A 19026-nucleotide genomic window follows, 5' to 3' on the forward strand; every position below is an offset into this window, starting at 1 on the left:
CTACGGGCCCCTCGCGGCCACCACAACACCCTGTGAATGTACTCCCCCCCGGGCTCCCCCCCGCCCCCGCGGCGGCCCCGCCCCCCCCTCGGGGGGGGGGGCGGCGCCACGGGGTTTTCGGGGCGGGCGGGCGTTCGCGGGGCAGGTGGGGGTGTGCCGTAGGCTCACCTGAAATCGCTGCGCCGTAGCCGCGCGGACCACCAGCGTGGCGGGGAGTACCCAGAGCAGATGAGCACGGCATCGAGCACCGAGTCGTCCAGCACCGAGCCCGGCGCGCCCGCGGCGCCGGAGACGGAGCGGCCCGCGGAGCGCTCCGAGGAGCGGGCGGGCCGGCGGCCCGGGCGGTTCGGCGCCCTGGTGGAGCGCTTCGCGCCCGCGCTCGGGGCGTACGCGGTGGTCAAGGCCATCGGCCTCACGGTCTTCATGCTGCTGCTGTCGCACACCGGGGACTACCTCAAGAAGAACCCGGGCCGCGGCGGCGGCGCCCAGCCGTGGGACGTGCTGGGCACCTGGGACGGCGTCTGGTACCAGCGGATCGCCGAGAACGGCTACGACCCGCAGCTGCTCCCGATGCACGGCTGGCCGCTGGCCTCCTACTACGAGAACTCGGCCGCCTTCTTCCCGCTCTACCCGTGGCTGATGCGGCTGGTCGGCGCGGTCACCGGGCTCGGCCCGTACGGCTCCGGGATCGCCGTCTCGGTGATCGCCTCGCTCGTCGCGGCGGCGGGGATCTTCGCGATCGCGGAGCGGCTCGGCGGCTTCCGGGCGGGCGTGATCGCCGCGGTGATCTGGGGCCTGTTCCCGGGTTCGGGGGTGGAGTGGGCGGTCTACTCGGACTCGCTGTTCGTCGCGCTGTCCGCCTGGGCCTGCTACTGCGTGATGACCCGCCACTGGCTGACGGCCGGTGTGCTGGCGCTGGTGGCGGGCCTCAACCGGCCGACCGCCGCCGCGCTGATCGCCGCGGTGTCGATCGCCGCGCTGGTGGCGCTGATCCGGCGCACCGACGGGGTGGCCCGGCCGCTGACCGCGATGCTGATCACCCCGTGGGGCCTGATCGGGTACGTCGTCTGGGTCGGCTACCGGATGGGCGACTGGGGCGGCTACTTCAAGCTCCAGCGGGGCGCCTGGAACCGCTACTTCGACGCCGGCGCCTCCACGGTCCGCACGATCATGGACGTGATCACCGGGCACTGGAACTTCTGGCAGTCCAACCCCGTCCCGGACCTGATCGCGATCGCCCTGCTGATGGCCCTGCCCGGACTGCTGGTGCTGCTGTGGCGCACCCGGCCGCCGCTGGTGCTGGTGGTCTACACGGTGCTCACCATCGCCACCGCGCTGAGCAGCAACCAGATCTTCGGCAACATCTCGCGCTACCTGCTGCCGGCCTTCCCGCTGTTCATCGGCCTGGCGGTGGCGCTGCGCCGGGTGCGGACGTCCTCGCTGGTCGGCCTGCTCGCGATGCCCGTGGTGGCGGCGGGCTGGTACGCGGGGTATGCGCTGTTCGAGTTGGGCATCCCGTAGACCCGGGGTTGGTTGCCAACGGGATCATCCGGCAGCGGACGGGCCGTTGCTAATCTCGGACGTATGACGACGACCCCGCCCGTGCGCCAGATCCGTGACATCTCCGGCCTGCTGGACCACGCGAGCCACGTGCTGGCGACCCGGATGGCGGCCGCCTTCACCGAGCTCGGGATCACCCCCCGCGCGTACTCCGTGCTGTTCCACGCGCAGGAGACCGAGCGCACCCAGATCCAGCTGGCCGAGCTGTCGGACCTGGACAAGACCACCATGGTGGTCACCGTGGACGAGCTGGAGAAGGCGGGCCTGGCCGAGCGCCGCCCGTCCGCGACCGACCGCCGGGCCAGGATCATCTCCGTCACCGAGGCGGGCGAACGCGCCGTCGAGCGGGGCACCGCGATCGCCGACCGGGTGCACCGGGAGGTGCTGGAGTCACTGCCCGGCCCGGAGCGGGACGTGTTCGTGTCGGCGTTGACGCGCCTGGTGGACGGGCCGCTGGCGGAGCCGGTGGAGAGCGAACGGGCGGTACGGCGGGCGCGCCGCGCCCGGACGAACTGAGGCTGAGTCACATCCCTTCGCCCCGGCCGCCGTTCGACGGCCGGGGCGAAGGGCCCCGGGAAGTCCTACGGCCAGACCAGGCAGTACAGCTGGTGCCCGGCCTCGTGCAGCCGGTTGGCGAAGTCCTGCCACTCGTGCAGCATGCTGTAGATCACGAAGGCGTCGCGCGGTCCGCGCCGGTCGGGGACGGTGGACCAGATGAAGGCGGCGGCGCCGAGTTCGGTCTCGTCGGCCTTGCGGAGCGGTTCGACGACGTTCTGCGGGAGTTGGACGACGGCGTAGTCGGGGTGCAGCACGACGAGTTCCAGCGGCGGGACCTGGTGCAGCGGGACGCCCTGGATGCCGGTGAGGACCATGGCGCTCATGGTCTCCGGCTTGATCTTGGTGGAGAGGTGGCCGTTGGGGGAGCCGCTGGTCTCCATCAGGTCGCCGAGCCGCCCGAGCGAACCGAGTTCGCCGGCGTCCAGGCCGAGCCCGCCGGGTCCGAGGGCGGTGGGGACTCTGGCGGCGGTGGCGCGATCCGGTGCGCCGAAGTACTTGTACGTCACCCCCACGCGTCCCTCACCCCGCCTCTCGCCGCCGCGGCGGCCACGACCCGTGCCCGCTCCCTTACCCCCGCGTGCGGTTTCGGCGGGCCTGCGGGAGCCCCCCGCAGCCTCGTCGTAGCCGTCCTGCGCCTCGGACACTCGGACCATCCTCACCGGAATTCGCCGGAATCGACAGACCCCCGCACGTCCGGCGTCCCTCCGGACGTGCTCCTTACCCGTCATGCGCCGCCGTACCCACTCGCGGTACGCGGCAGTCCTCTCCACACCCCTGCACACAACCGGAACACTTGCGCACTCTGAGTGCACAGTCTGACTGGTCCGTGCTCCGGAGCAGTCAGCGGCCCCGTCTGTACGGACAACCGTACAGACAACGGTGCCCGGATCATCGTTCCAGATGATCGGGTCCGACATGCAGAGCTCAAGGACACGATTTGAGACCATGTCTCCCGTGAGCTACCCCTACGAAGCCCCCCAGTCCCAGTCGCTGTTCGACCGCGCCTCCGTCGTGACGCCCGGCGGCGTCAACTCCCCGGTGCGCGCCTTCCGCGCGGTCGGCGGTACGCCGCGCTTCATGGTGTCCGGCACCGGCCCCTACCTCACCGACGCCGACGGCCGCGAGTACGTCGACCTGGTGTGCTCGTGGGGCCCGATGATCCTCGGCCACGCGTACCCCGCGGTGATCGACGCCGTCCAGCAGGCGGTCACCCGCGGCACCTCCTTCGGCACGCCCGGCCAGGGCGAGGTCGAGCTGGCCGAGGAGATCGTCGGCCGGGTCGCCCCGGTCGAGCAGGTCCGCCTGGTCTCCTCCGGCACCGAGGCCACCATGTCCGCGATCCGGCTGGCCCGCGGTTTCACCGGGCGCGCGAAGGTGGTGAAGTTCGCCGGCTGCTACCACGGCCACGTGGACGCCCTGCTGGCCGCCGCCGGTTCGGGCGTGGCCACCTTCGGCCTGCCGGACACCCCGGGCGTCACCGGCGCCCAGGCCGGCGACACCATCGTGCTGCCCTACAACGACCTGGCCGCCGTCGAGCAGGCCTTCGCCGCCCACCCGGGCGAGATCGCCTGCGTGATCACCGAGGCCTCGCCCGGCAACATGGGCGTCGTCCCGCCGCTGCCCGGCTTCAACGCGGGCCTGGCCCGGCTCTGCCGGACGAACGGCGCGCTGTTCGTCTCGGACGAGGTGATGACCGGCTTCCGCGTCTCCAAGGCCGGCTGGTACGGCCTGGAGGCGGCGAACGAGGGCTGGGCGCCGGACCTGCTGACCTTCGGCAAGGTCATGGGCGGCGGCTTCCCGGCCGCGGCCTTCGGCGGGCGCGCCGACGTGATGGCCCACCTGGCCCCGGCCGGCCCGGTCTACCAGGCGGGCACCCTGTCCGGTAACCCGATCGCCACCGCGGCCGGCCTGGCCCAACTGCGCGGCTGCACCGACGAGGTGTACGCGACGGTGGACAAGGTCGCCGCCGAGATCTCCGGCCTGGTGTCGCAGGCGCTGACCAAGGAGGGCGTGACGCACCGGCTGCAGACCGCCGGGAACATGTTCTCGGTGTTCTTCACCGAGGCCGCCGTCACCAACTACGACGAGGCCAAGACCCAGGAGGCGTACCGTTTCACCGCCTTCTTCCACGCGATGCTCGCCGAGGGCGTCTACCTGCCGCCGTCCGCCTTCGAGTCCTGGTTCGTCTCGGCGGCCCACGACGAGCGGGCGATCGAGCGGATCGCCGCCGCCCTTCCGGCCGCCGCCCGCGCGGCCGCCGCGGCCACGGTCTAGGCCCCGAACCATCCCTGCGAGCCCCAGGAGTACTGAGAAGTGAGCGCCAAAGAGATCACCGTCGTCCATCTGATGCGGCACGGTGAGGTGCACAACCCGGAGGGCATCCTGTACGGGCGCCTGCCGGGCTACCGGCTGTCCGAGCTGGGCCGGGAGATGGCCGAGCGGGTCGCCGAGGACCTGGCCGGCCGGGACATCACCCACGTGGTGGCGTCCCCGCTGGAGCGGGCCCAGGAGACCGCCGGGCCGATCGCCAAGGCGCACGGCCTGGACGTCGCGGCGGACGAGCGGCTGATCGAGGCGGACAACATCTTCGAGGGCAAGACCTTCGGCGTCGGCGACGGCTCGCTGCGGAACCCGGGCTACTGGAAGTACCTCACCAACCCGTTCAAGCCCTCCTGGGGCGAGCCCTACCTCGACCAGGTGGTGCGGATGATGGGCGCGCTCGGCGCCGCCCGGGACGCCGCGCGCGGGCACGAGGCGGTCTGCGTCAGCCACCAGCTGCCGATCTGGATCGTCCGCTCCTTCGTCGAGCGCCGCCGGCTCTGGCACGACCCGCGCCGCCGGCAGTGCTCGCTGGCCTCGCTGACCAGCTTCACCTTCGAGGGCGACAAGATCGTCTCGGTCGGCTACCGCGAGCCGGCCCGCGACCTGCTGCCCGCGCACCTGATCGGCAAGGGCGGCAAGGACAAGCCGGTGGGCAAGAGCTTCGGCGCGTGAGCCCGCGGGGCCGTTGGTAAACCCCGCGTAAATATGGGATCGGGCCGCCCGGCGAGAGCCTGGCGGCCCGACTCCGTCACAGGTCAGAGGGGGTGCGACGCGCTAGGGAGGACCCCGGCGAACCTGCCCGGAACTCCATGCGAAACTTTTCACATGTCTGCCATGGCGCGCCCCCGTCCCCGTGTCGCCGCAGCCGCCGCCACTGTCGCCGCCGCTGCGCTCGTCCTCACCGGCTGTTCCTCCTCGGGCTCGTCGGGCAGCGGCGAAGGCCAGGTCGGCTTCGTCACCGTCAAGGGGACCAACCTGTCGAAGGTGGACACCGGCAAGCGTGGGAGCGCCCCCGACATCTCCGGGGAGACCCTGGACGGCGGCCAGACCAAGCTCTCGGACTACCACGGCAAGGTCGTGGTGCTGAACGTCTGGGGCTCCTGGTGCGGGCCGTGCCGGGCCGAGGCGAAGAGCCTCCAGGCCGTCTCGGAGAAGTACAAGGACCAGGGCGTCCAGTTCCTCGGCGTCAACACCCGGGACAGCGACAAGACCAACGCCGTCCGCTTCGAGCAGGAGCAGGGCGTCACCTACCCGAGCATCTTCGACCCGGCCGGCACCCAGCTGCTCAAGTTCCCCAAGGGCAGCCTCAGCCTGCAGTCGCTCCCGACCACCCTGATCGTCGACCGCGACGGCAAGCTGGCCGCCCGCGCCGTCGGCGGCACGACCCAGGACGCGCTGGAGTCGATCCTCCAGCCGGTGGTCGCGGAGCAGAAGCAGTGAGCCTGCCGCTACAACTCGCCGACAACACCGGGACCCTCCAGAGCGGGGCACTGCTGGTGGCCGCGCCGATCGCGCTGGCCGCCGGGCTGGTCTCGTTCTTCTCGCCCTGCGTGCTGCCGCTCGTCCCCGGCTACCTGTCGTACGTGACCGGCTTCTCCGCCGCCGACCTCGCGGACGCCCGCGGTGCCCGGCGCGGCCGGATGCTGCTCGGGGCGACGCTGTTCATCCTCGGCTTCACCGCGGTGTTCGTCTCGGGCGGGGCGCTGTTCGGCCAGTTCGGCGACACCCTCCAGGCGCACAAGCGGGTCATCTCGATCGTGCTCGGCGCGCTGACCATCGTGATGGGCCTCGCCTTCATGGGCCTCGTCCCCGGCCTGAGCATGCGCGAGGTGCGCTCCCACCGCCGCCCGGCGGTCGGCCTGTGGGGCGCCCCGCTGCTCGGCATGGTGTTCGGCGTCGGCTGGACGCCCTGCATCGGCCCGACCCTGGCGACCGTCCAGAACCTGGCCCTGAACCAGGCCGACGCGGAGCGCGGCGCCCTGCTGATGACCTTCTACTGCCTCGGCCTGGGCGTACCGTTCATCGTGGCCGCGCTCGCCTTCCGCCGGGCACTGGGTGCCTTCGGCTGGGTCAAGCGGCACTACCCGCTCGTCATGCGGATCGGCGGCGGCATGCTCGTCGCGGTCGGTCTGCTGCTCGTCACCGGGATCTGGGACTCCATGATGAGTGAACTGCAGTCCTGGACCGCCGACTTCTCGATCGGAATCTGACCGTGAGCAAGACCACGACCGAGGCCGAGCTGCCCCTGGCGCCGGACGACGCGGCCGCCGAGCGGCTCAGCACCGCGCCGGTCGAGTCCGAGGGCCCGACCGGCATAGGGGTCCTGGGCTGGGCGCGCTGGATGTGGCGCCAGCTGACCTCGATGCGGGTCGCGCTGATCCTGCTCTTCCTGCTGTCGCTGGCCGCCATCCCGGGCTCGCTGATCCCGCAGTACCAGAACGGCCAGGGCCTGCTCAAGGTCGAGGCGTGGAAGACGCACCACACCGCGGTCGCGCCGATCTACGAGAAGCTCCAGCTGTTCGACGTCTACAGCTCGGTCTGGTTCTCCGCGATCTACATCCTGCTGTTCGTCTCGCTGGCCGGCTGCATCGTCCCGCGCACCTGGCAGTTCGTCGGCGTGCTGCGGGCCCAGCCGCCGACCGCGCCGCGCAACCTGACCCGGATGCCGGTCTACGCGGCCTGGCGCACCGAGGCGGACGCCGACGTGGTGAACGCCGCCGCCCACCGGCTGCTGCGCAAGCGCCGGTTCCGCACCAACCTGGCCGGCGGCTCGGTGGCCGCCGAGAAGGGCTACCTGCGCGAGGTCGGCAACCTGCTCTTCCACATGTCGCTGTTCGCGCTGCTCGGCGGCTTCGCCTGGGCCAGCCTGGCGTCCGGCACCGGCGGCAAGCTGATGGTCGAGGGCGAGGGCTACTCCAACACCATCACCCAGCTCGACGACTTCAACGGCACGCGGTTCTACGGCACCGAGGACCTCGACCCCTTCTACCTGAAGCTGAACGGCTTCACCGCCAAGTTCCAGGACAAGGGCGACCAGATCGGCGCCGCCCGGCAGTTCACCGCGAACGTCGAGTACACGGCGGGCGAGGACACCTCGAAGCTCAAGCAGGGCACGATCGAGGTCAACCACCCGCTGGAGATCGGCGGCAGCAAGGTCTTCCTGATCGGCCACGGCTACGCCCCGGTCATCACCGTCAAGAACGGCAAGGGCGACGTCGTCTACCGGGGTTCCGTGCCGTTCCTGCCGCAGGACGGCAACCTGACCTCGACCGGTGTCGTGAAGGTCTCCGACTACGGCGTCGGACCGGACGGCAGCTCGACCCAGATGGGCTTCTCCGGCTACTTCCTGCCGACCGCGCCGCTGAGCTTCGAGGGCACCGGCCCGATCTCGCTCTTCCCCGGCGACGCCGCCCCCGAGCTGGTGCTGAACGCCTTCGCGGGCGACCTGGGCACCGACTCCGGCCTGCCGCAGAACATCTACCAGCTCAACACCCGCAAGCTGACCCAGCTGACCCAGGACGGCCAGCCCGCCAAGGCCCGGCTCAAGCCCGGCCAGGCCTGGGACCTGCCGGACGGCTACGGCAGCGTCACCTTCGAGGGCTACAAGCAGTGGGCCAGCTTCAACGTCTCGCACCGCCCGGGCAACACGATCGCCCTGACCGGTGCGGTGCTGGCGATCCTCGGCCTGATCGGCTCGCTGTTCGTGCAGCGCCGCCGGATCTGGGTGCGCGCGGTCGCCCTGCCGGGCGGCGGCACCCAGGTGGAGCTGGCCGGCCTGGCCCGCAGTGAGTCGGCGAAGATCGCCGAGGAACTGGCCGAACTCGCGGTGGACCTCCAGGACGACGCCCCGGCGTCGGAGGACGAGGACGACGCCGCACCCGAAGGCCCCGCGCCCGAAGGCCCCACAGCCGAAGGCCCCGCGCCCGAGGACCCCGCAGTCCCTGCCGACCAGAACTCCAAGGAGTAGACGGTGCATCTCGCCTCGGGGGTCGACCCACAGCTGGCCGACCTCTCCAACAAGCTGATCTATTCGGCGATGGTGGTCTACACACTCGCCATGTTCGCCCACATGATCGAGTGGACCTTCGGCAGCAAGGGCGCCGTCGCCGTCCGCTCGACGGAGCAGTCGGGCAGCCTGTCCGAGACCGTCGCCGGGACCAAGGGCGCGAAGAAGGTCACCGTCACCGTGGCGGGGGCCGGCGGCGGCACCACCACGCTCACCCGCACCGCCCTGGCGGGCGAGGGCGCGACGGTGGTCACCAGCGGGCGCGGCGCGGACGAGGAGGACGGCCCGGGCGCGGCCGGCAACAGCACCCGGGCCGACCTGGCCGGCCGGATCGCGGTCTCGCTCACCGTGCTGGGCGCCCTGCTGCACGCCGGCGGCATCGTCACCCGCGGCCTCTCGGTCTCCCGCTGGCCGTGGGGCAACATGTACGAGTTCTCCTGCGCCTTCGCCTTCGCCATGACGGCGGCGTACCTGGTGCTGCTGGCCTCGAAGAAGAACGTCCGCTGGCTCGGCCTGCCGGTCGTGCTCGCTGGGCTGCTGACCCTCGGCATCGCCACCACGGTGCTCTACACCGACTCCGAGCAGCTCGTCCCGGCGCTGCACTCGCCGTGGCTGGCGATCCACGTCTCGACCGCGATCTTCTGCGGCGGCGCCTTCTACGCGGCGTTCATCGCCACGCTGCTGTACCTCGGCAAGGACTCCTTCGACAAGCGGATCGCGGCCGGCCTGACCACCGGCCCGCTGGGCACCCCGGCGTCGGTCTGGCGCCGGCTGCCCGCCGCGTCCACCTTCGACAAGCTGTCCTACCGGATCAACGCCCTGGTCTTCCCGCTCTGGACCTTCACCATCATCGCGGGCGCGATCTGGGCCGAGGCGGCCTGGGGCAAGTACTGGGAGTGGGACCCGAAGGAGACCTGGTCGTTCATCACCTGGGTCGCCTACGCCTGCTACCTGCACGCCCGCGCGACGGCCGGCTGGAAGGGCCGCAAGGCGGCCTACCTGGCGCTGGCGGCCTTCGCCTGCTGGCTCTTCAACTACTACGGCGTGAACATCTTCGTCACCGGCAAGCACTCCTACGCGGGGATCTGACCGGGGCACACAGTCACCCACCGGCCCGGCTCTCCGCAGAAGGTAGCCGGGCCGAGGTGCGACAGGGGTAGTTCGTGCCGGCCGCCGGCCGGCACGGGGAGGAACGAGGAGGAAATCGCGCAATGGAGTGCGACGAGGTCATGCTGACCGTCCGAATCACCGCCGCCGAGCGCACGTTGCTCCGCCGGCTCGCCCAGGGACACCGCAGCGACGTGTCCGAGGTGGTGGCCGACGGCCTGCTGGACATCATCCCCACGCTCAGCTCGCCGGGGGACGCCTACCGCCTGCTGGGCGCTCTGACGGCGCCGGCGCCGTGCGCGCTGACGGTCTGGCTGCCGACCCCGCTGGCCGACCTGCTGGTGCCCGGCGCGGCGCGGATCGCGCAGGTCACCGAGGTCCGGATCGAGTCGGCCAGCGCGATGCTGGGCGCGGCGCTGCGGCTCTGGCTGGCCCAGGACCCGGTCCGGCTGGCCACCAACCTCAGCGTGATGCACGCGGGTCGGCCGTCGGCGCTGGTCGCCGCCTAGCGGGCGGCCAAGGGGGTACTCAGGGGGCGCTCAAGGGGCGCTCAAGGGGTGCTCAGGGGGTGCTCAGGGGAGGCCGTTCAACTGGCCAGCGGCAGCCGGGGGCTGCCGATGCCCTGGCCGGCGGGGCGGTCGTCGAAGGCCTCCCGCCGGGCGGGCACCGTCGGCGGCTCGGCCGGTCTGTCGCCCGGTCTGTCACCCCGTCTGTCGGTCGGCCTGTCCGCCGATCCGTCGGCGGGCCCGTCGATCGGTTCGGTGAGCAGCCGGCAGTCGGCCGCCGTCCGCCCGTCCTGGACCAGCAGCACCCGGACGGGCAGCCGGCGGCCGTCCGGCGCCTGCTCGTGGACCGCCTGGACGAGGCAGGGCCGGTCCAGCTCGATGTAGCGGTCGAAGGACGTCACCAGCTCGACCGGTACCACCGGTTCGGGGTGGCGCAGCCGCTGGGCGGCCTGCCGGGCGGCCTCCAGCACCAGCATCCCGGGCACGTGGTCCAGCTCGTGGTCGAACAGCACCGGGTGCCCGGCGTCGGTGCGCAGCAGCCAGGTGTCGGGCCGCAGGGTGGGGCTGAGCACGACGTCCGTGGGCTGTGCGCGGCCGACCAGCTCGGGCGCGGTGGGCGCGGGCAGCCGGGGCAGGGTGGCGGCCCGCCGCTCGGGGCCGCGCAGCCGGGCGTAGGAGGCGGGGGAGACGACCCGCAACTGGCCGGAGCCGTGACCGATCGGGTGGCCGTCCCGGGATATGTCGATGTGCACCCGCAGCGAGACCAGCCGGCCGTGCCGCATCCGGACGTCCTCGCAGCCGACCGCGAGCATCAGCGAGGCCGGCCCGGTGGTGACGGCCAGGCCGCGCAGCCCGTCCGGGCCGAGCGCGTAGGAGAGGTCCTCCATGACGAAGTGGTGGCCGCGCGGCACCCCGAAGCCGGCGTGGCCGATCAGCAGCCCGGCCTGCCGGATGGTCTCGGCCATCAGCACCGGGTCGTGGAAGCGGTCCCCGGGCAGGCGGTAGAAGGCGTGCAGCCGGGGCCACTGGGCGCCGAGCAGGAAGTCGTACGGACCGGTGGCCTGCCAGCCGGTGAGGAACACCTCGGACACCGAGGTGCGGTGCACCAGGTGGCGGGAGACGGTCCGCTCGTGGAAGTCGTAGCCGGGACCGGGGTGGGCGTACGGACCGTGGGCGTCCGGCTCTACGATCAATGGCATGACGGGCCCTACTCCAGGGTGACGGTCGAGCGGCCGGTACGGTCGCCTGAGATAAAACATACAGACCACCCGGTTTCTCTTCTGCGTCTGGGGTGGCCCCTGCCGCGCAGCCCGACGCGACCACGCTACCCCTACCCTGGACTGGGGTAATGGCCGCCCGGGGGGCGGCAGGCCCGGGGCGGGGGTGCTCCCCACTGGACGGCGGGGTCCGCGAAGGAGCTAGATTAGATACCAACCATGCGGTTTCGGTCGGCGCCGTCCGCATGCGAGGCGTCGCCCCCAACGGCGGCGCGCTGACAGCAGCGGGGCGGGCGGGGGGAAACGCGTCCGGCCGAGTCCGGAGGGGCCCAGTGGTCAAGCAGGAACGCGCGGGGCGGACCAGGCGTGCCGTGCTGCTCGCCGCGGCGGACACGTTCGCCGGCGTGGGCTTCGAAGCCGCCAGCCTGGTCGACATCAGCCGCCGGGCCGGGGTGAGCAAGGGCGCCCTCTACTTCCACTTCGTCTCCAAGCAGGCCCTCGCCGACGGCGTGCGCGCCGCCGCCGGGCGCGAGATCGGCTCGGCCGCGCTGCGCGCCCTGCGCTCCGGCGGACCGGCCCTCCAGGGCCTGATCGACTTCTCGCACGAACTCGCCCGGCTGCTGCGCGAGGACGTGATGGTCCGGGCCGGCGTCCGGCTCGGCCGCCAGGGCCCGCCCCGGGCCGACACCCCGGACGGCCCGCCCGGCGCGGACGCCGCCTGGCGTAGCCTCACCGCCGTCGTCCACCGGCTGCTGGACCGTGCCGCCGAGGCCGGCGAGCTGCGCCCCGGGCTGGACCGCCGGGCCGCCGCCGAACTGCTGACGACGATGGCGGCCGGCCAGGTGCTGCTCGCCGCCGAGGAGGCCGACCGGCCCGGTCCGGAGGCCGTCGGCCGGCTCTGGGCGGCCGCGCTGCCGGCCCTGGTGGCGGTGGAGCACTGCGCCGGCTACCGGCTCTGAGCGGCCCTGGGCGGGGAGCCCCGGCAAGCGCCCTGGGAAACGTCCGGGAGACGCCCCGGGAGACGCCCTAGGAGGGCACGCGCTCGGCGACGCTCAGCCGGGCGAGCGCGTGCGGCTGGACCAGGCCGGGCAGCACCAGCGTCCACAGGTCGGACATCCGCTGGATCAGGTCCCGCCGGTCGGTCAGCACCTGGGAGCTCAGCTGGATCCCGGTGACGGCCCCGGTGATCACCCCGGCGGCGGCCGCCAGGTCGATCCCCGGGTGGAGGTCCCCGGCGTCCCGGGCGCGTTCCAGCAGCCCGCGGGCCACGTCGGACCAGCCCTGGTAGGCGGCGATCTGCGGCTGGGTGAAGCTGCCGTGCTCGATCGTCAGCCGGATGCTGCCGCGCACCAGCGGGTCGTCCTGGAGGGCGTGGGCGAAGGCGTACCCGAGGTCGATCAGGGTCTGCACCGGGCTGTCCGAGGACGGCTGCCAGGTGCCCAGCCAGGCGCCCTGCCCCTCGATGACGGCGAGCGCCAGCTCTTCCTTCGAGTGGAAGTGGAAGTACAGCGCGCCCTTGGTGACACCGGCCCGGTCCAGGATCTCGGACATCGTGGCGGCGGCGTAGCCCCGCTCGTCGAACACCTCGGCCGCCGCGAGGAGTACCGTCTGGCGGGTCGCCAGCGCGCGGGCCTGCCTGGCCATCGCAGCCTCCCTGGATAGTTCTGGTCCATCGGCAGCGGCCGATCCTATGGGGGCCGACGGGGCGGCGGGCCGCATACCGTCCAGTAGGTATTCTACCGAGCCGCGCCGGGGCGGAGCGGACACCCGGTGGTCGGGGCGGCCGGGACCGGTGCCCCAGGCCGCCGGGAAGGCCGGAAGGCCGGCCACCCGGGTGGGGTGACCGGCCGTCGCGGGAGGTTCCGGGCCGTCAGGCGGCCTGCTGCCAGCTGACCGGCGAGTAGTAGGCCGGGCGGCGCTCCAGACGCTGCCAGTTGGCGATCGGCTCGACCTGCGCGGTCGCGGCGGCCTGCTGCGCGACGGCCGCCCGGGCCATCAGCACGGCGGTGAGGGCGGCCAGCTCCTCGTCGGAGAGCGAGCCGCGGACGATACGGACGAGGGGTTCGGCGGAAGCAGTCATGGTCTGGTTTTCTCCCCCGGTGGCTTGTGGTGTGTGGTGGTCGCTCGGAACTGCGTGCTGCGGGCCGCGCGTGGGCGCGGGCGTTACATCGGCGGGTTGCCGTGCTTGCGGCTGGGCAGGTCGGCGTGCTTGGTGCGGAGCATGGCCAGGGCGGAGGCGATCACCTGGCGGGTCTCGGCGGGGTCGATGACGTCGTCGACGAGGCCGCGTTCGGCCGCGTAGTACGGGTGCATCAGTTCGTTCTTGTATTCCTTGATCTTCTGGGCGCGCATGGCGTCGGGGTCTTCGGCGGCGTTGATGTCGCGGCGGAAGATGACGTTGGCGGCGCCTTCGGCGCCCATGACGGCGATCTCGTTGGTGGGCCAGGCGTAGGAGAGGTCGGCGCCGATGGAGCGGGAGTCCATGACGATGTAGGCGCCGCCGTAGGCCTTGCGCAGGATGAGCTGGATGCGGGGCACGGTGGCGTTGCAGTAGGCGTAGAGGAGCTTGGCGCCGTGGCGGATGATGCCGTCGTGCTCCTGGTCGACGCCGGGCAGGAAGCCGGGGACGTCGAGCATGGTGACGAGGGGGATGTTGAAGGCGTCGCACATCTGGACGAAGCGGGCGGCCTTCTCGCTGGCGTTGATGTCGAGGACGCCGGCGAGGGACTGGGGCTGGTTGGCGATGATGCCGGTGACGTGGCCGTCGATGCGGGCCAGGACGCACAGGACGTTGGTGGCCCAGCGTTCGTGGACTTCGAGGTATTCGCCGTGGTCGACGATCTCCTCGATGACCTTGCGCATGTCGTAGGGGCGGTTGCCGTCGGCGGGGACGAGGTCGAGGAGGGTGTCGTTGCGGCGCTCGACGGGGTCGTCGTTGACGGCGGGGGGCGGCATCTCGCGGTTGTTCTGGGGGAGCAGGGAGAGGAGGTAGCGGACTTCCTCGATGCAGGACTGCTCGTCGTCGTAGACGAAGTGGGAGACGCCGGAGACGCCGGCGTGGACGTCGGCGCCGCCGAGGCCGTTCTGGGTGATCTTCTCGCCGGTGACGGCCTGGACGACGTCGGGTCCGGTGATGAACATCTGGGAGGTCTCGCGGACCATGAAGACGAAGTCGGTCAGCGCGGGGGAGTAGGCGGCGCCGCCGGCGCAGGGGCCGAGCATGACGGAGATCTGCGGGATGACGCCGGAGGCCTTGGTGTTGCGCTGGAAGATGCCGCCGTAGCCGGCGAGGGCGGTGACGCCCTCCTGGATGCGGGCGCCGGCGCCGTCGTTGAGCGAGACCAGCGGGGCGCCGGCCGCGATGGCCATGTCCATGATCTTGTGGATCTTCTGCGCGTGGGCCTCGCCCAGCGCGCCGCCGAAGATCCGGAAGTCGTGCGCGTAGGTGAAGACGGTCCGCCCGTGCACGGTGCCCCAGCCGACGATCACACCGTCGGTGTGCGGCTTCTTCGCCTCCAGGCCGAAGCCCTGGGCGCGGTGCCGGCGCAGCGGCTCGACCTCGCGGAAGGAGCCCTCGTCCAGCAGCAGGTCGATGCGCTCGCGGGCGGTCAGCTTGCCCTTCGCGTGCTGGGCCTCGGTGGCCTTCTCGCTGGGGCCGCGCCGCACCTTCTCGCGCAGTTCGTGCAGCTCGGCGACCCGCCCGCGGGCGTCGGCCGCGACCTCGGGGACCTCGCCGTCGACTGGCGCCTCATGCACAACCGTCATCTCGAACCACTCCAAGGGTGAGGGAACTGTCCGACAGCCAACGTCTGCTGTGCCCCCGGCTGCGAATCACTTTCTTCACTTATGACTGTACGAGGGGCCGTGCGTTGGTTTCGGCGTCGATTCCGTACAAGGTCAGGTCCGTTTAGATGTCAGGCCTGCACAGAAGCGGTGGTGTCGAAGCCGGAGCGCTGGGTGTCCGTTCGAATACCGGGGGCTGTCGGTCAGGTGATGGCCCGATGATCTGAACATGAAGGAAAGCGCAGGTCAGGGCCCTCGTTCAGTAATGTAGGGCGGCCCTCTTGCGCCTTGCTCAAGCCCCGCTCAAGTCCGGTCGGGCACCGGTGCGGATCCGTGCTAGAGGGCGCCGAGTCGTAGGGAAGCGCCAAAAACACCACAGCCCACCCGGTGCCGTCCGGGTGGGCTGTCCGGGGGATCCCCCCAGTGGCTCCGATCAGCTCTTTCGGCCGTCCTCGGGCTCGTCCTCGCCTCGCAGCTCCTGCTCGCGGCGGCGCAAATCGGCCTCCCACCGCTTCAGCATGTCCTCGTGATCGTTGTCGCTCCTCTTCAACGAAGCGAGGAATTCGGGGTCGTCGTCCGGTGCGAGCGGGCGGCCGTCGCGCCGGACCGGCTGCCCCGGACGACCGTCGGCGTCGTCGGGCGCCCCGGTCCGCAGGAGGCCGCGCTGCTTGCCGGCCACCAGCCAGGCGATCGGGCCCACCGGCGGGAACAGCAGCACGATGAGCACCCACACCGGCTTGGGCAGGTGCTTCACCAGGTCCTCGGGCGTGGTCAGGCAGTCGATGAACGCCCACACCCAGAGCGCGAGCGGAAGGACGATGGTCAGAAGAATTCTCAGCACGGCGGCGATCTCCCTGCGGGGCGGTCGGGGCGGGTGCCTTCCCGGGGCCCTTGACGGAGCCAGGCTATCCGGTGGCGGATACTGACAGGCATGGCATACGACGATCTCCGCTCGTTCCTGCGGGCACTCGACCGTGAGGGCGACCTCAAGCGCATCAAGGCAGAGGTGGACCCGCACCTGGAGATCGGCGAGATCGTCGACCGGGTCCAGAAGGCCAAGGGCCCCGCGCTGCTCTTCGAGAACGTCAAGGGCTCGTCGATGCCGCTCGCGATGAACGTCTTCGGCACCGAGCGGCGCCTCGCCAAGGCGCTCGGCCTCAAGGGCCCGGACGACATCGCGGAGAAGATCGCCGGCCTGCTCAAGCCCGAGCTGCCGCAGGGCTTCACCGGCTTCCGGGACGCCTTCGGCAAGCTCGCCTCGATGGCGCACGTGCCGCCCCGGCACGTGAAGTCCGGTGACGCACCGGTCCACGAGGTCGTGCTCACCGGCGACGACGTCAACCTGGACGAGCTGCCCGCCCTGTTCACCTGGCCGATGGACGGCGGCTCCTTCTTCAACCTGGGCCTCACCCACACCAAGGACCCGGACAGCGGCATCCGCAACCTCGGGCTCTACCGGCTCCAGCGGCACGACCGCCGCACCATCGGCATGCACTGGCAGATCCACAAGGACAGCCGCAACCACTACGCGGTGGCCGCGAAGCGCGGCGAGCGGCTGCCGGTCGCGATCGCCTTCGGCTGCCCGCCCGCCGTGACCTACGCGGCCACCGCGCCGCTGCCCGGCGACATCGACGAGTACCTGTTCGCCGGCTTCGTCGCCGGGGAGCGGGTGAAGATGGTCGACTGCAAGACCGTCCCGCTCCAGGTCCCGGCCGACGCCGAGGTGGTGCTGGAGGGCTGGCTGGAGCCCGGTGAGATGCTCCCCGAGGGCCCGTTCGGCGACCACACCGGCTTCTACACCCCGCAGGAGCCGTTCCCGGCGCTGAAGATCGACTGCGTGACGATGCGCCGCCGCCCGATCCTCCAGTCCATCGTGGTCGGCCGCCCGCCGACCGAGGACGGCCCGCTGGGCAAGTTCACCGAGCGGTTCTTCCTGCCGCTGCTGAAGATCATCATCCCGGACATCGTCGACTACGACCTGCCCGAGGCCGGCGGCTTCCACAACTGCGTGATCGTCTCGATCGACAAGAAGTACCCCAAGCACGCCCAGAAGACGATGCACGCCATCTGGGGCGCCCACATGATGTCGCTGACCAAGCTGATCATCGTGGTGGACTCCGACTGCGACGTGCACGACTACCAGGAGGTCGCCTGGCGGGCCTTCGGCAACGTCGACTACAGCCGCGACCTCACCGTCGTCGAGGGCCCGGTCGACCACCTCGACCACGCCTCCTACCAGCAGTTCTGGGGCGGTAAGGCCGGCATCGACGCGACCCGCAAGCTCCCCGAGGAGGGGTACACCCGCGACGGCGGGTGGCCCGAGATGGTCGAGTCGGACCCGGCCACGGCCGCCCTGGTGTCCCGCCGCTGGAAGGAATACGGGCTGTGAGCACGGCTGCCGTCGAAACCCCGGGGCGCACGAAGGCCTTCCTGCGCCTGGTGATGATCGAGCACTCGGTCTTCGCCCTGCCCTTCGCCTACACCGCCGCACTGACGGCCATGTTCCTCGCCGACAAGCGGGTGCACTGGGGCGAGCTGTTCATCGTCACCGTCTGCATGGTCGGCCTGCGCACCTTCGCCATGGCCGCCAACCGGATCATCGACCGCGAGATCGACGCCCGGAACCCGCGCACGGCCTCGCGCGAACTCGTCACGGGCGCGGTGTCGCTGAAGACGGCGTACGCCGGCTCGGCCGTGGCGCTGATCGTCTTCCTCGGCGCGGCGGCGATGCTCAACCCGCTCTGCCTGGCGCTCGCGCCGGTCGCCGTCGTGCCGATGGTGGTCTACCCGTACGGCAAGCGCTTCACCGACTTCCCGCAGGCCATCCTGGGCCTCGCCCAGGCCATGGGCCCGGTCGGCGCCTGGCTCGCGGTGACCGGCACCTGGTCGTGGGACGCCCTCGTACTGGGCGTCGCGGTCGGCGTGTGGATCGGCGGCTTCGACCTCATCTACGCCTGCCAGGACGTCGAGTCCGACCGGCACGGCAAGGTGCGGTCGGTACCGGCCCGCTTCGGCATCCCGGCGGCCATCTGGGGCGCACGGGTGTGCCACGTCGTCACGACGCTCCTGCTGGGGTGGTTCGCGCTCCTGACCCACGCCGGTGCGGCGTTCTGGGTCGGCCTGGTCGTCGTCGCGGGGGCGTTCGTCTACGAGCACACCATCGTCAAGCCGAACGACCTCTCCAAGCTGAACCGGGCGTTCTTCCAGACCAACGGCTTCGTGGGCATCTCGCTGTTCGTCTTCGCCCTGCTGGACCTGATCATCCGTGGGATCGGGGTCTGATCCCCGCGAAGCCGCTTGCGTAGACCCCGTCGCCTTGGCTGGCCTGGATCAGGTGAGTGGCGGGGTCAGCTGGCAGACGGCGACGAGTTCGAGTCGGGGGACGATGTAGTAATTGATCAGTCCTCCAGCGACGTCGAGGCACTGCATGGGCTCGCCGCTGCCCTCGTACGTGGTGCCATCCAGGTAGAGCGCCTCGGCTGCCCGAACCAGTTCGGCGGCCTTCTGCTCGACTGCCGCGAGGAAGCCAGCCGGTGCCCCGCCGGTGACATGCTCCTCGCTGGGCAGGTACTCCCAGCTCCAGCTCACCCGTTCACCGCCGAGAAGGCGGACCGGTACAGCACGGCGACCTCCGCGGCGTGTCGGCGGCACTCCTCAGTGGTTGCCGCGTGGTTGGCCAGGTAGTTCGCCCGGTGGTAGGCCAGTGCCGTGGCCGGAACCCGTTCGATCTCCACCACGGCGGCCCAGTGGGCAACGAACGCGCGGATCGGGTTGACGCTGCCTGCCTCGATGGCTGCCGCCATGGCTCTGGTCTGCCCTTCCACCATCTCCGGAAGTCGGTCGGCAGCCACCACGGCGAGCGCGGCCTTGATCGCCGCGGGGGTCTTCTCAGGCTGAGGGATGAGTTCGGCTCCATTCGACACCGGCTGGCTCACAGGGCGCTCCTCTCGTCTCGTCCGAGCCTAGC

At 71.5% G+C, this 19026-nt stretch carries 20 protein-coding genes; 12 read left to right on the forward strand and 8 right to left on the reverse strand.

What is annotated here, in order from left to right; all coding sequences use genetic code 11:
* Positions 1-228 precede the first annotated feature (228 nt).
* Positions 229-1521: a glycosyltransferase family 39 protein gene (locus ACFVHI_RS11675; protein ID WP_380338121.1), complete on the forward strand. Its 1293-nt coding sequence runs from the start codon at positions 229-231 to the stop codon at positions 1519-1521.
* 63 nt (positions 1522-1584) lie between these two features.
* A complete protein-coding gene (locus ACFVHI_RS11680; protein ID WP_063348868.1) occupies positions 1585-2076 on the forward strand; it encodes a MarR family winged helix-turn-helix transcriptional regulator in 492 nt (163 codons plus the stop codon).
* A 65-nt stretch (positions 2077-2141) separates the two neighbouring features.
* On the opposite strand, the gene ACFVHI_RS11685 is transcribed toward ACFVHI_RS11680, so the two are convergent.
* The gene (locus ACFVHI_RS11685; protein WP_371518320.1) at positions 2142-2771 is read right to left on the reverse strand and encodes a hypothetical protein; all 630 of its coding nucleotides are present in this window, start codon (positions 2769-2771) and stop codon (positions 2142-2144) included.
* 292 nt (positions 2772-3063) lie between these two features.
* On the opposite strand from ACFVHI_RS11685, the gene hemL reads away from it, so the two are divergent.
* From hemL to ACFVHI_RS11720, 7 genes are all read left to right on the forward strand, one after another.
* The gene (hemL, locus tag ACFVHI_RS11690) at positions 3064-4392 is read left to right on the forward strand and encodes a glutamate-1-semialdehyde 2,1-aminomutase (RefSeq protein WP_063348870.1); all 1329 of its coding nucleotides are present in this window, start codon (positions 3064-3066) and stop codon (positions 4390-4392) included.
* 72 nt (positions 4393-4464) lie between these two features.
* Positions 4465-5112 carry a histidine phosphatase family protein gene (locus ACFVHI_RS11695; protein WP_079136296.1) on the forward strand — a complete coding sequence of 216 codons (648 nt, stop codon included), beginning with the start codon at positions 4465-4467 and terminating at the stop codon, positions 5110-5112.
* Positions 5113-5274: 162 nt separating this feature from the next.
* Entirely contained in the window at positions 5275-5880 is a 606-nt protein-coding gene (locus ACFVHI_RS11700; protein WP_363374910.1) for a TlpA disulfide reductase family protein, read from the forward strand.
* Positions 5877-6650 carry a cytochrome c biogenesis CcdA family protein gene (locus tag ACFVHI_RS11705; RefSeq protein WP_380338125.1) on the forward strand — a complete coding sequence of 258 codons (774 nt, stop codon included), beginning with the start codon at positions 5877-5879 and terminating at the stop codon, positions 6648-6650. The genes ACFVHI_RS11700 and ACFVHI_RS11705 overlap by 4 nt, the downstream gene beginning before the upstream one ends.
* Before the next feature lie 2 nt (positions 6651-6652).
* Complete coding sequence (locus ACFVHI_RS11710) at positions 6653-8407, forward strand: cytochrome c biogenesis protein ResB (protein WP_380338128.1); 1755 nt, start codon at positions 6653-6655, stop codon at positions 8405-8407.
* 3 nt (positions 8408-8410) lie between these two features.
* A complete protein-coding gene (gene ccsB / locus ACFVHI_RS11715) occupies positions 8411-9535 on the forward strand; it encodes a c-type cytochrome biogenesis protein CcsB (RefSeq protein ID WP_063348874.1) in 1125 nt (374 codons plus the stop codon).
* 140 nt (positions 9536-9675) lie between these two features.
* On the forward strand, positions 9676-10062 hold the full coding sequence (locus ACFVHI_RS11720; RefSeq protein ID WP_380338130.1) for a hypothetical protein: 387 nt from the start codon (positions 9676-9678) through the stop codon (positions 10060-10062).
* A 77-nt stretch (positions 10063-10139) separates the two neighbouring features.
* On the opposite strand, the gene ACFVHI_RS11725 is transcribed toward ACFVHI_RS11720, so the two are convergent.
* Positions 10140-11258: a ScbA/BarX family gamma-butyrolactone biosynthesis protein gene (locus ACFVHI_RS11725; RefSeq protein ID WP_380338132.1), complete on the reverse strand. Its 1119-nt coding sequence runs from the start codon at positions 11256-11258 to the stop codon at positions 10140-10142.
* A gap of 350 nt (positions 11259-11608) precedes the next feature.
* Here ACFVHI_RS11725 and ACFVHI_RS11730 point away from each other — a divergent pair, with 350 nt between their 5' ends.
* Positions 11609-12235 (forward strand): ScbR family autoregulator-binding transcription factor, encoded by a 627-nt coding sequence (locus ACFVHI_RS11730; protein ID WP_063348877.1) that lies wholly within the window; start codon positions 11609-11611, stop codon positions 12233-12235.
* Between the two features lie 67 nt (positions 12236-12302).
* Here ACFVHI_RS11730 and ACFVHI_RS11735 read toward each other — a convergent pair whose 3' ends face one another.
* The 4 genes from ACFVHI_RS11735 to ACFVHI_RS11750 form a co-directional block, all read right to left on the reverse strand.
* A complete protein-coding gene (locus tag ACFVHI_RS11735) occupies positions 12303-12920 on the reverse strand; it encodes a ScbR family autoregulator-binding transcription factor (protein ID WP_063348878.1) in 618 nt (205 codons plus the stop codon).
* Positions 12921-13146: 226 nt separating this feature from the next.
* Positions 13147-13356 carry an acyl-CoA carboxylase subunit epsilon gene (locus ACFVHI_RS11740; RefSeq protein ID WP_063348879.1) on the reverse strand — a complete coding sequence of 70 codons (210 nt, stop codon included), beginning with the start codon at positions 13354-13356 and terminating at the stop codon, positions 13147-13149.
* Positions 13357-13439: 83 nt separating this feature from the next.
* Positions 13440-15041 (reverse strand): acyl-CoA carboxylase subunit beta, encoded by a 1602-nt coding sequence (locus ACFVHI_RS11745; protein WP_063348880.1) that lies wholly within the window; start codon positions 15039-15041, stop codon positions 13440-13442.
* A gap of 451 nt (positions 15042-15492) precedes the next feature.
* Positions 15493-15900 carry a PLD nuclease N-terminal domain-containing protein gene (locus ACFVHI_RS11750; RefSeq protein ID WP_363374928.1) on the reverse strand — a complete coding sequence of 136 codons (408 nt, stop codon included), beginning with the start codon at positions 15898-15900 and terminating at the stop codon, positions 15493-15495.
* A 90-nt stretch (positions 15901-15990) separates the two neighbouring features.
* Between ACFVHI_RS11750 and ACFVHI_RS11755 the strand changes: the two genes are divergently transcribed.
* Together ACFVHI_RS11755 and mqnP are read left to right on the forward strand one after the other, a co-directional pair.
* Positions 15991-17448 (forward strand): menaquinone biosynthesis decarboxylase, encoded by a 1458-nt coding sequence (locus ACFVHI_RS11755; RefSeq protein WP_063348882.1) that lies wholly within the window; start codon positions 15991-15993, stop codon positions 17446-17448.
* Positions 17436-18341 (forward strand): menaquinone biosynthesis prenyltransferase MqnP, encoded by a 906-nt coding sequence (mqnP, locus tag ACFVHI_RS11760; protein WP_063351311.1) that lies wholly within the window; start codon positions 17436-17438, stop codon positions 18339-18341. The genes ACFVHI_RS11755 and mqnP overlap by 13 nt, the downstream gene beginning before the upstream one ends.
* Before the next feature lie 48 nt (positions 18342-18389).
* On the opposite strand, the gene ACFVHI_RS11765 is transcribed toward mqnP, so the two are convergent.
* Together ACFVHI_RS11765 and ACFVHI_RS11770 are read right to left on the reverse strand one after the other, a co-directional pair.
* A complete protein-coding gene (locus ACFVHI_RS11765) occupies positions 18390-18647 on the reverse strand; it encodes a hypothetical protein (RefSeq protein ID WP_380338138.1) in 258 nt (85 codons plus the stop codon).
* Positions 18644-18994 carry a hypothetical protein gene (locus ACFVHI_RS11770; protein WP_380338141.1) on the reverse strand — a complete coding sequence of 117 codons (351 nt, stop codon included), beginning with the start codon at positions 18992-18994 and terminating at the stop codon, positions 18644-18646. Before ACFVHI_RS11770 ends, ACFVHI_RS11765 begins: the two co-directional genes overlap by 4 nt.
* Positions 18995-19026: the final 32 nt, after the last annotated feature.

Origin of the sequence: Kitasatospora sp. NPDC127121, from assembly GCF_042677305.1 — a bacterium.
Taxonomy (GTDB): Bacteria; Actinomycetota; Actinomycetes; order Streptomycetales; family Streptomycetaceae; genus Kitasatospora.

What these genes read in the sequence shown, in the direction of transcription:
- ACFVHI_RS11700 (WP_363374910.1), top strand. Translation starts at nt 5,275, where the DNA reads ATGGCGCGCCCCCGTCCCCGTGTCGCCGCAGCCGCCGCCACTGTCGCC.
- ACFVHI_RS11720 (WP_380338130.1), top strand. Translation starts at nt 9,676, where the DNA reads ATGCTGACCGTCCGAATCACCGCCGCCGAGCGCACGTTGCTCCGCCGG.
- ACFVHI_RS11685 (WP_371518320.1), bottom strand. Translation starts at nt 2,771, where the DNA reads ATGGTCCGAGTGTCCGAGGCGCAGGACGGCTACGACGAGGCTGCGGGG.
- ACFVHI_RS11735 (WP_063348878.1), bottom strand. Translation starts at nt 12,920, where the DNA reads ATGGCCAGGCAGGCCCGCGCGCTGGCGACCCGCCAGACGGTACTCCTC.
- ACFVHI_RS11680 (WP_063348868.1), top strand. Translation starts at nt 1,585, where the DNA reads ATGACGACGACCCCGCCCGTGCGCCAGATCCGTGACATCTCCGGCCTG.
- ACFVHI_RS11755 (WP_063348882.1), top strand. Translation starts at nt 15,991, where the DNA reads ATGGCATACGACGATCTCCGCTCGTTCCTGCGGGCACTCGACCGTGAG.
- hemL (WP_063348870.1), top strand. Translation starts at nt 3,064, where the DNA reads ATGTCTCCCGTGAGCTACCCCTACGAAGCCCCCCAGTCCCAGTCGCTG.
- ACFVHI_RS11740 (WP_063348879.1), bottom strand. Translation starts at nt 13,356, where the DNA reads ATGACTGCTTCCGCCGAACCCCTCGTCCGTATCGTCCGCGGCTCGCTC.
- ACFVHI_RS11725 (WP_380338132.1), bottom strand. Translation starts at nt 11,258, where the DNA reads ATGCCATTGATCGTAGAGCCGGACGCCCACGGTCCGTACGCCCACCCC.
- ACFVHI_RS11675 (WP_380338121.1), top strand. Translation starts at nt 229, where the DNA reads ATGAGCACGGCATCGAGCACCGAGTCGTCCAGCACCGAGCCCGGCGCG.
- ACFVHI_RS11695 (WP_079136296.1), top strand. Translation starts at nt 4,465, where the DNA reads ATGCGGCACGGTGAGGTGCACAACCCGGAGGGCATCCTGTACGGGCGC.
- ACFVHI_RS11745 (WP_063348880.1), bottom strand. Translation starts at nt 15,041, where the DNA reads ATGACGGTTGTGCATGAGGCGCCAGTCGACGGCGAGGTCCCCGAGGTC.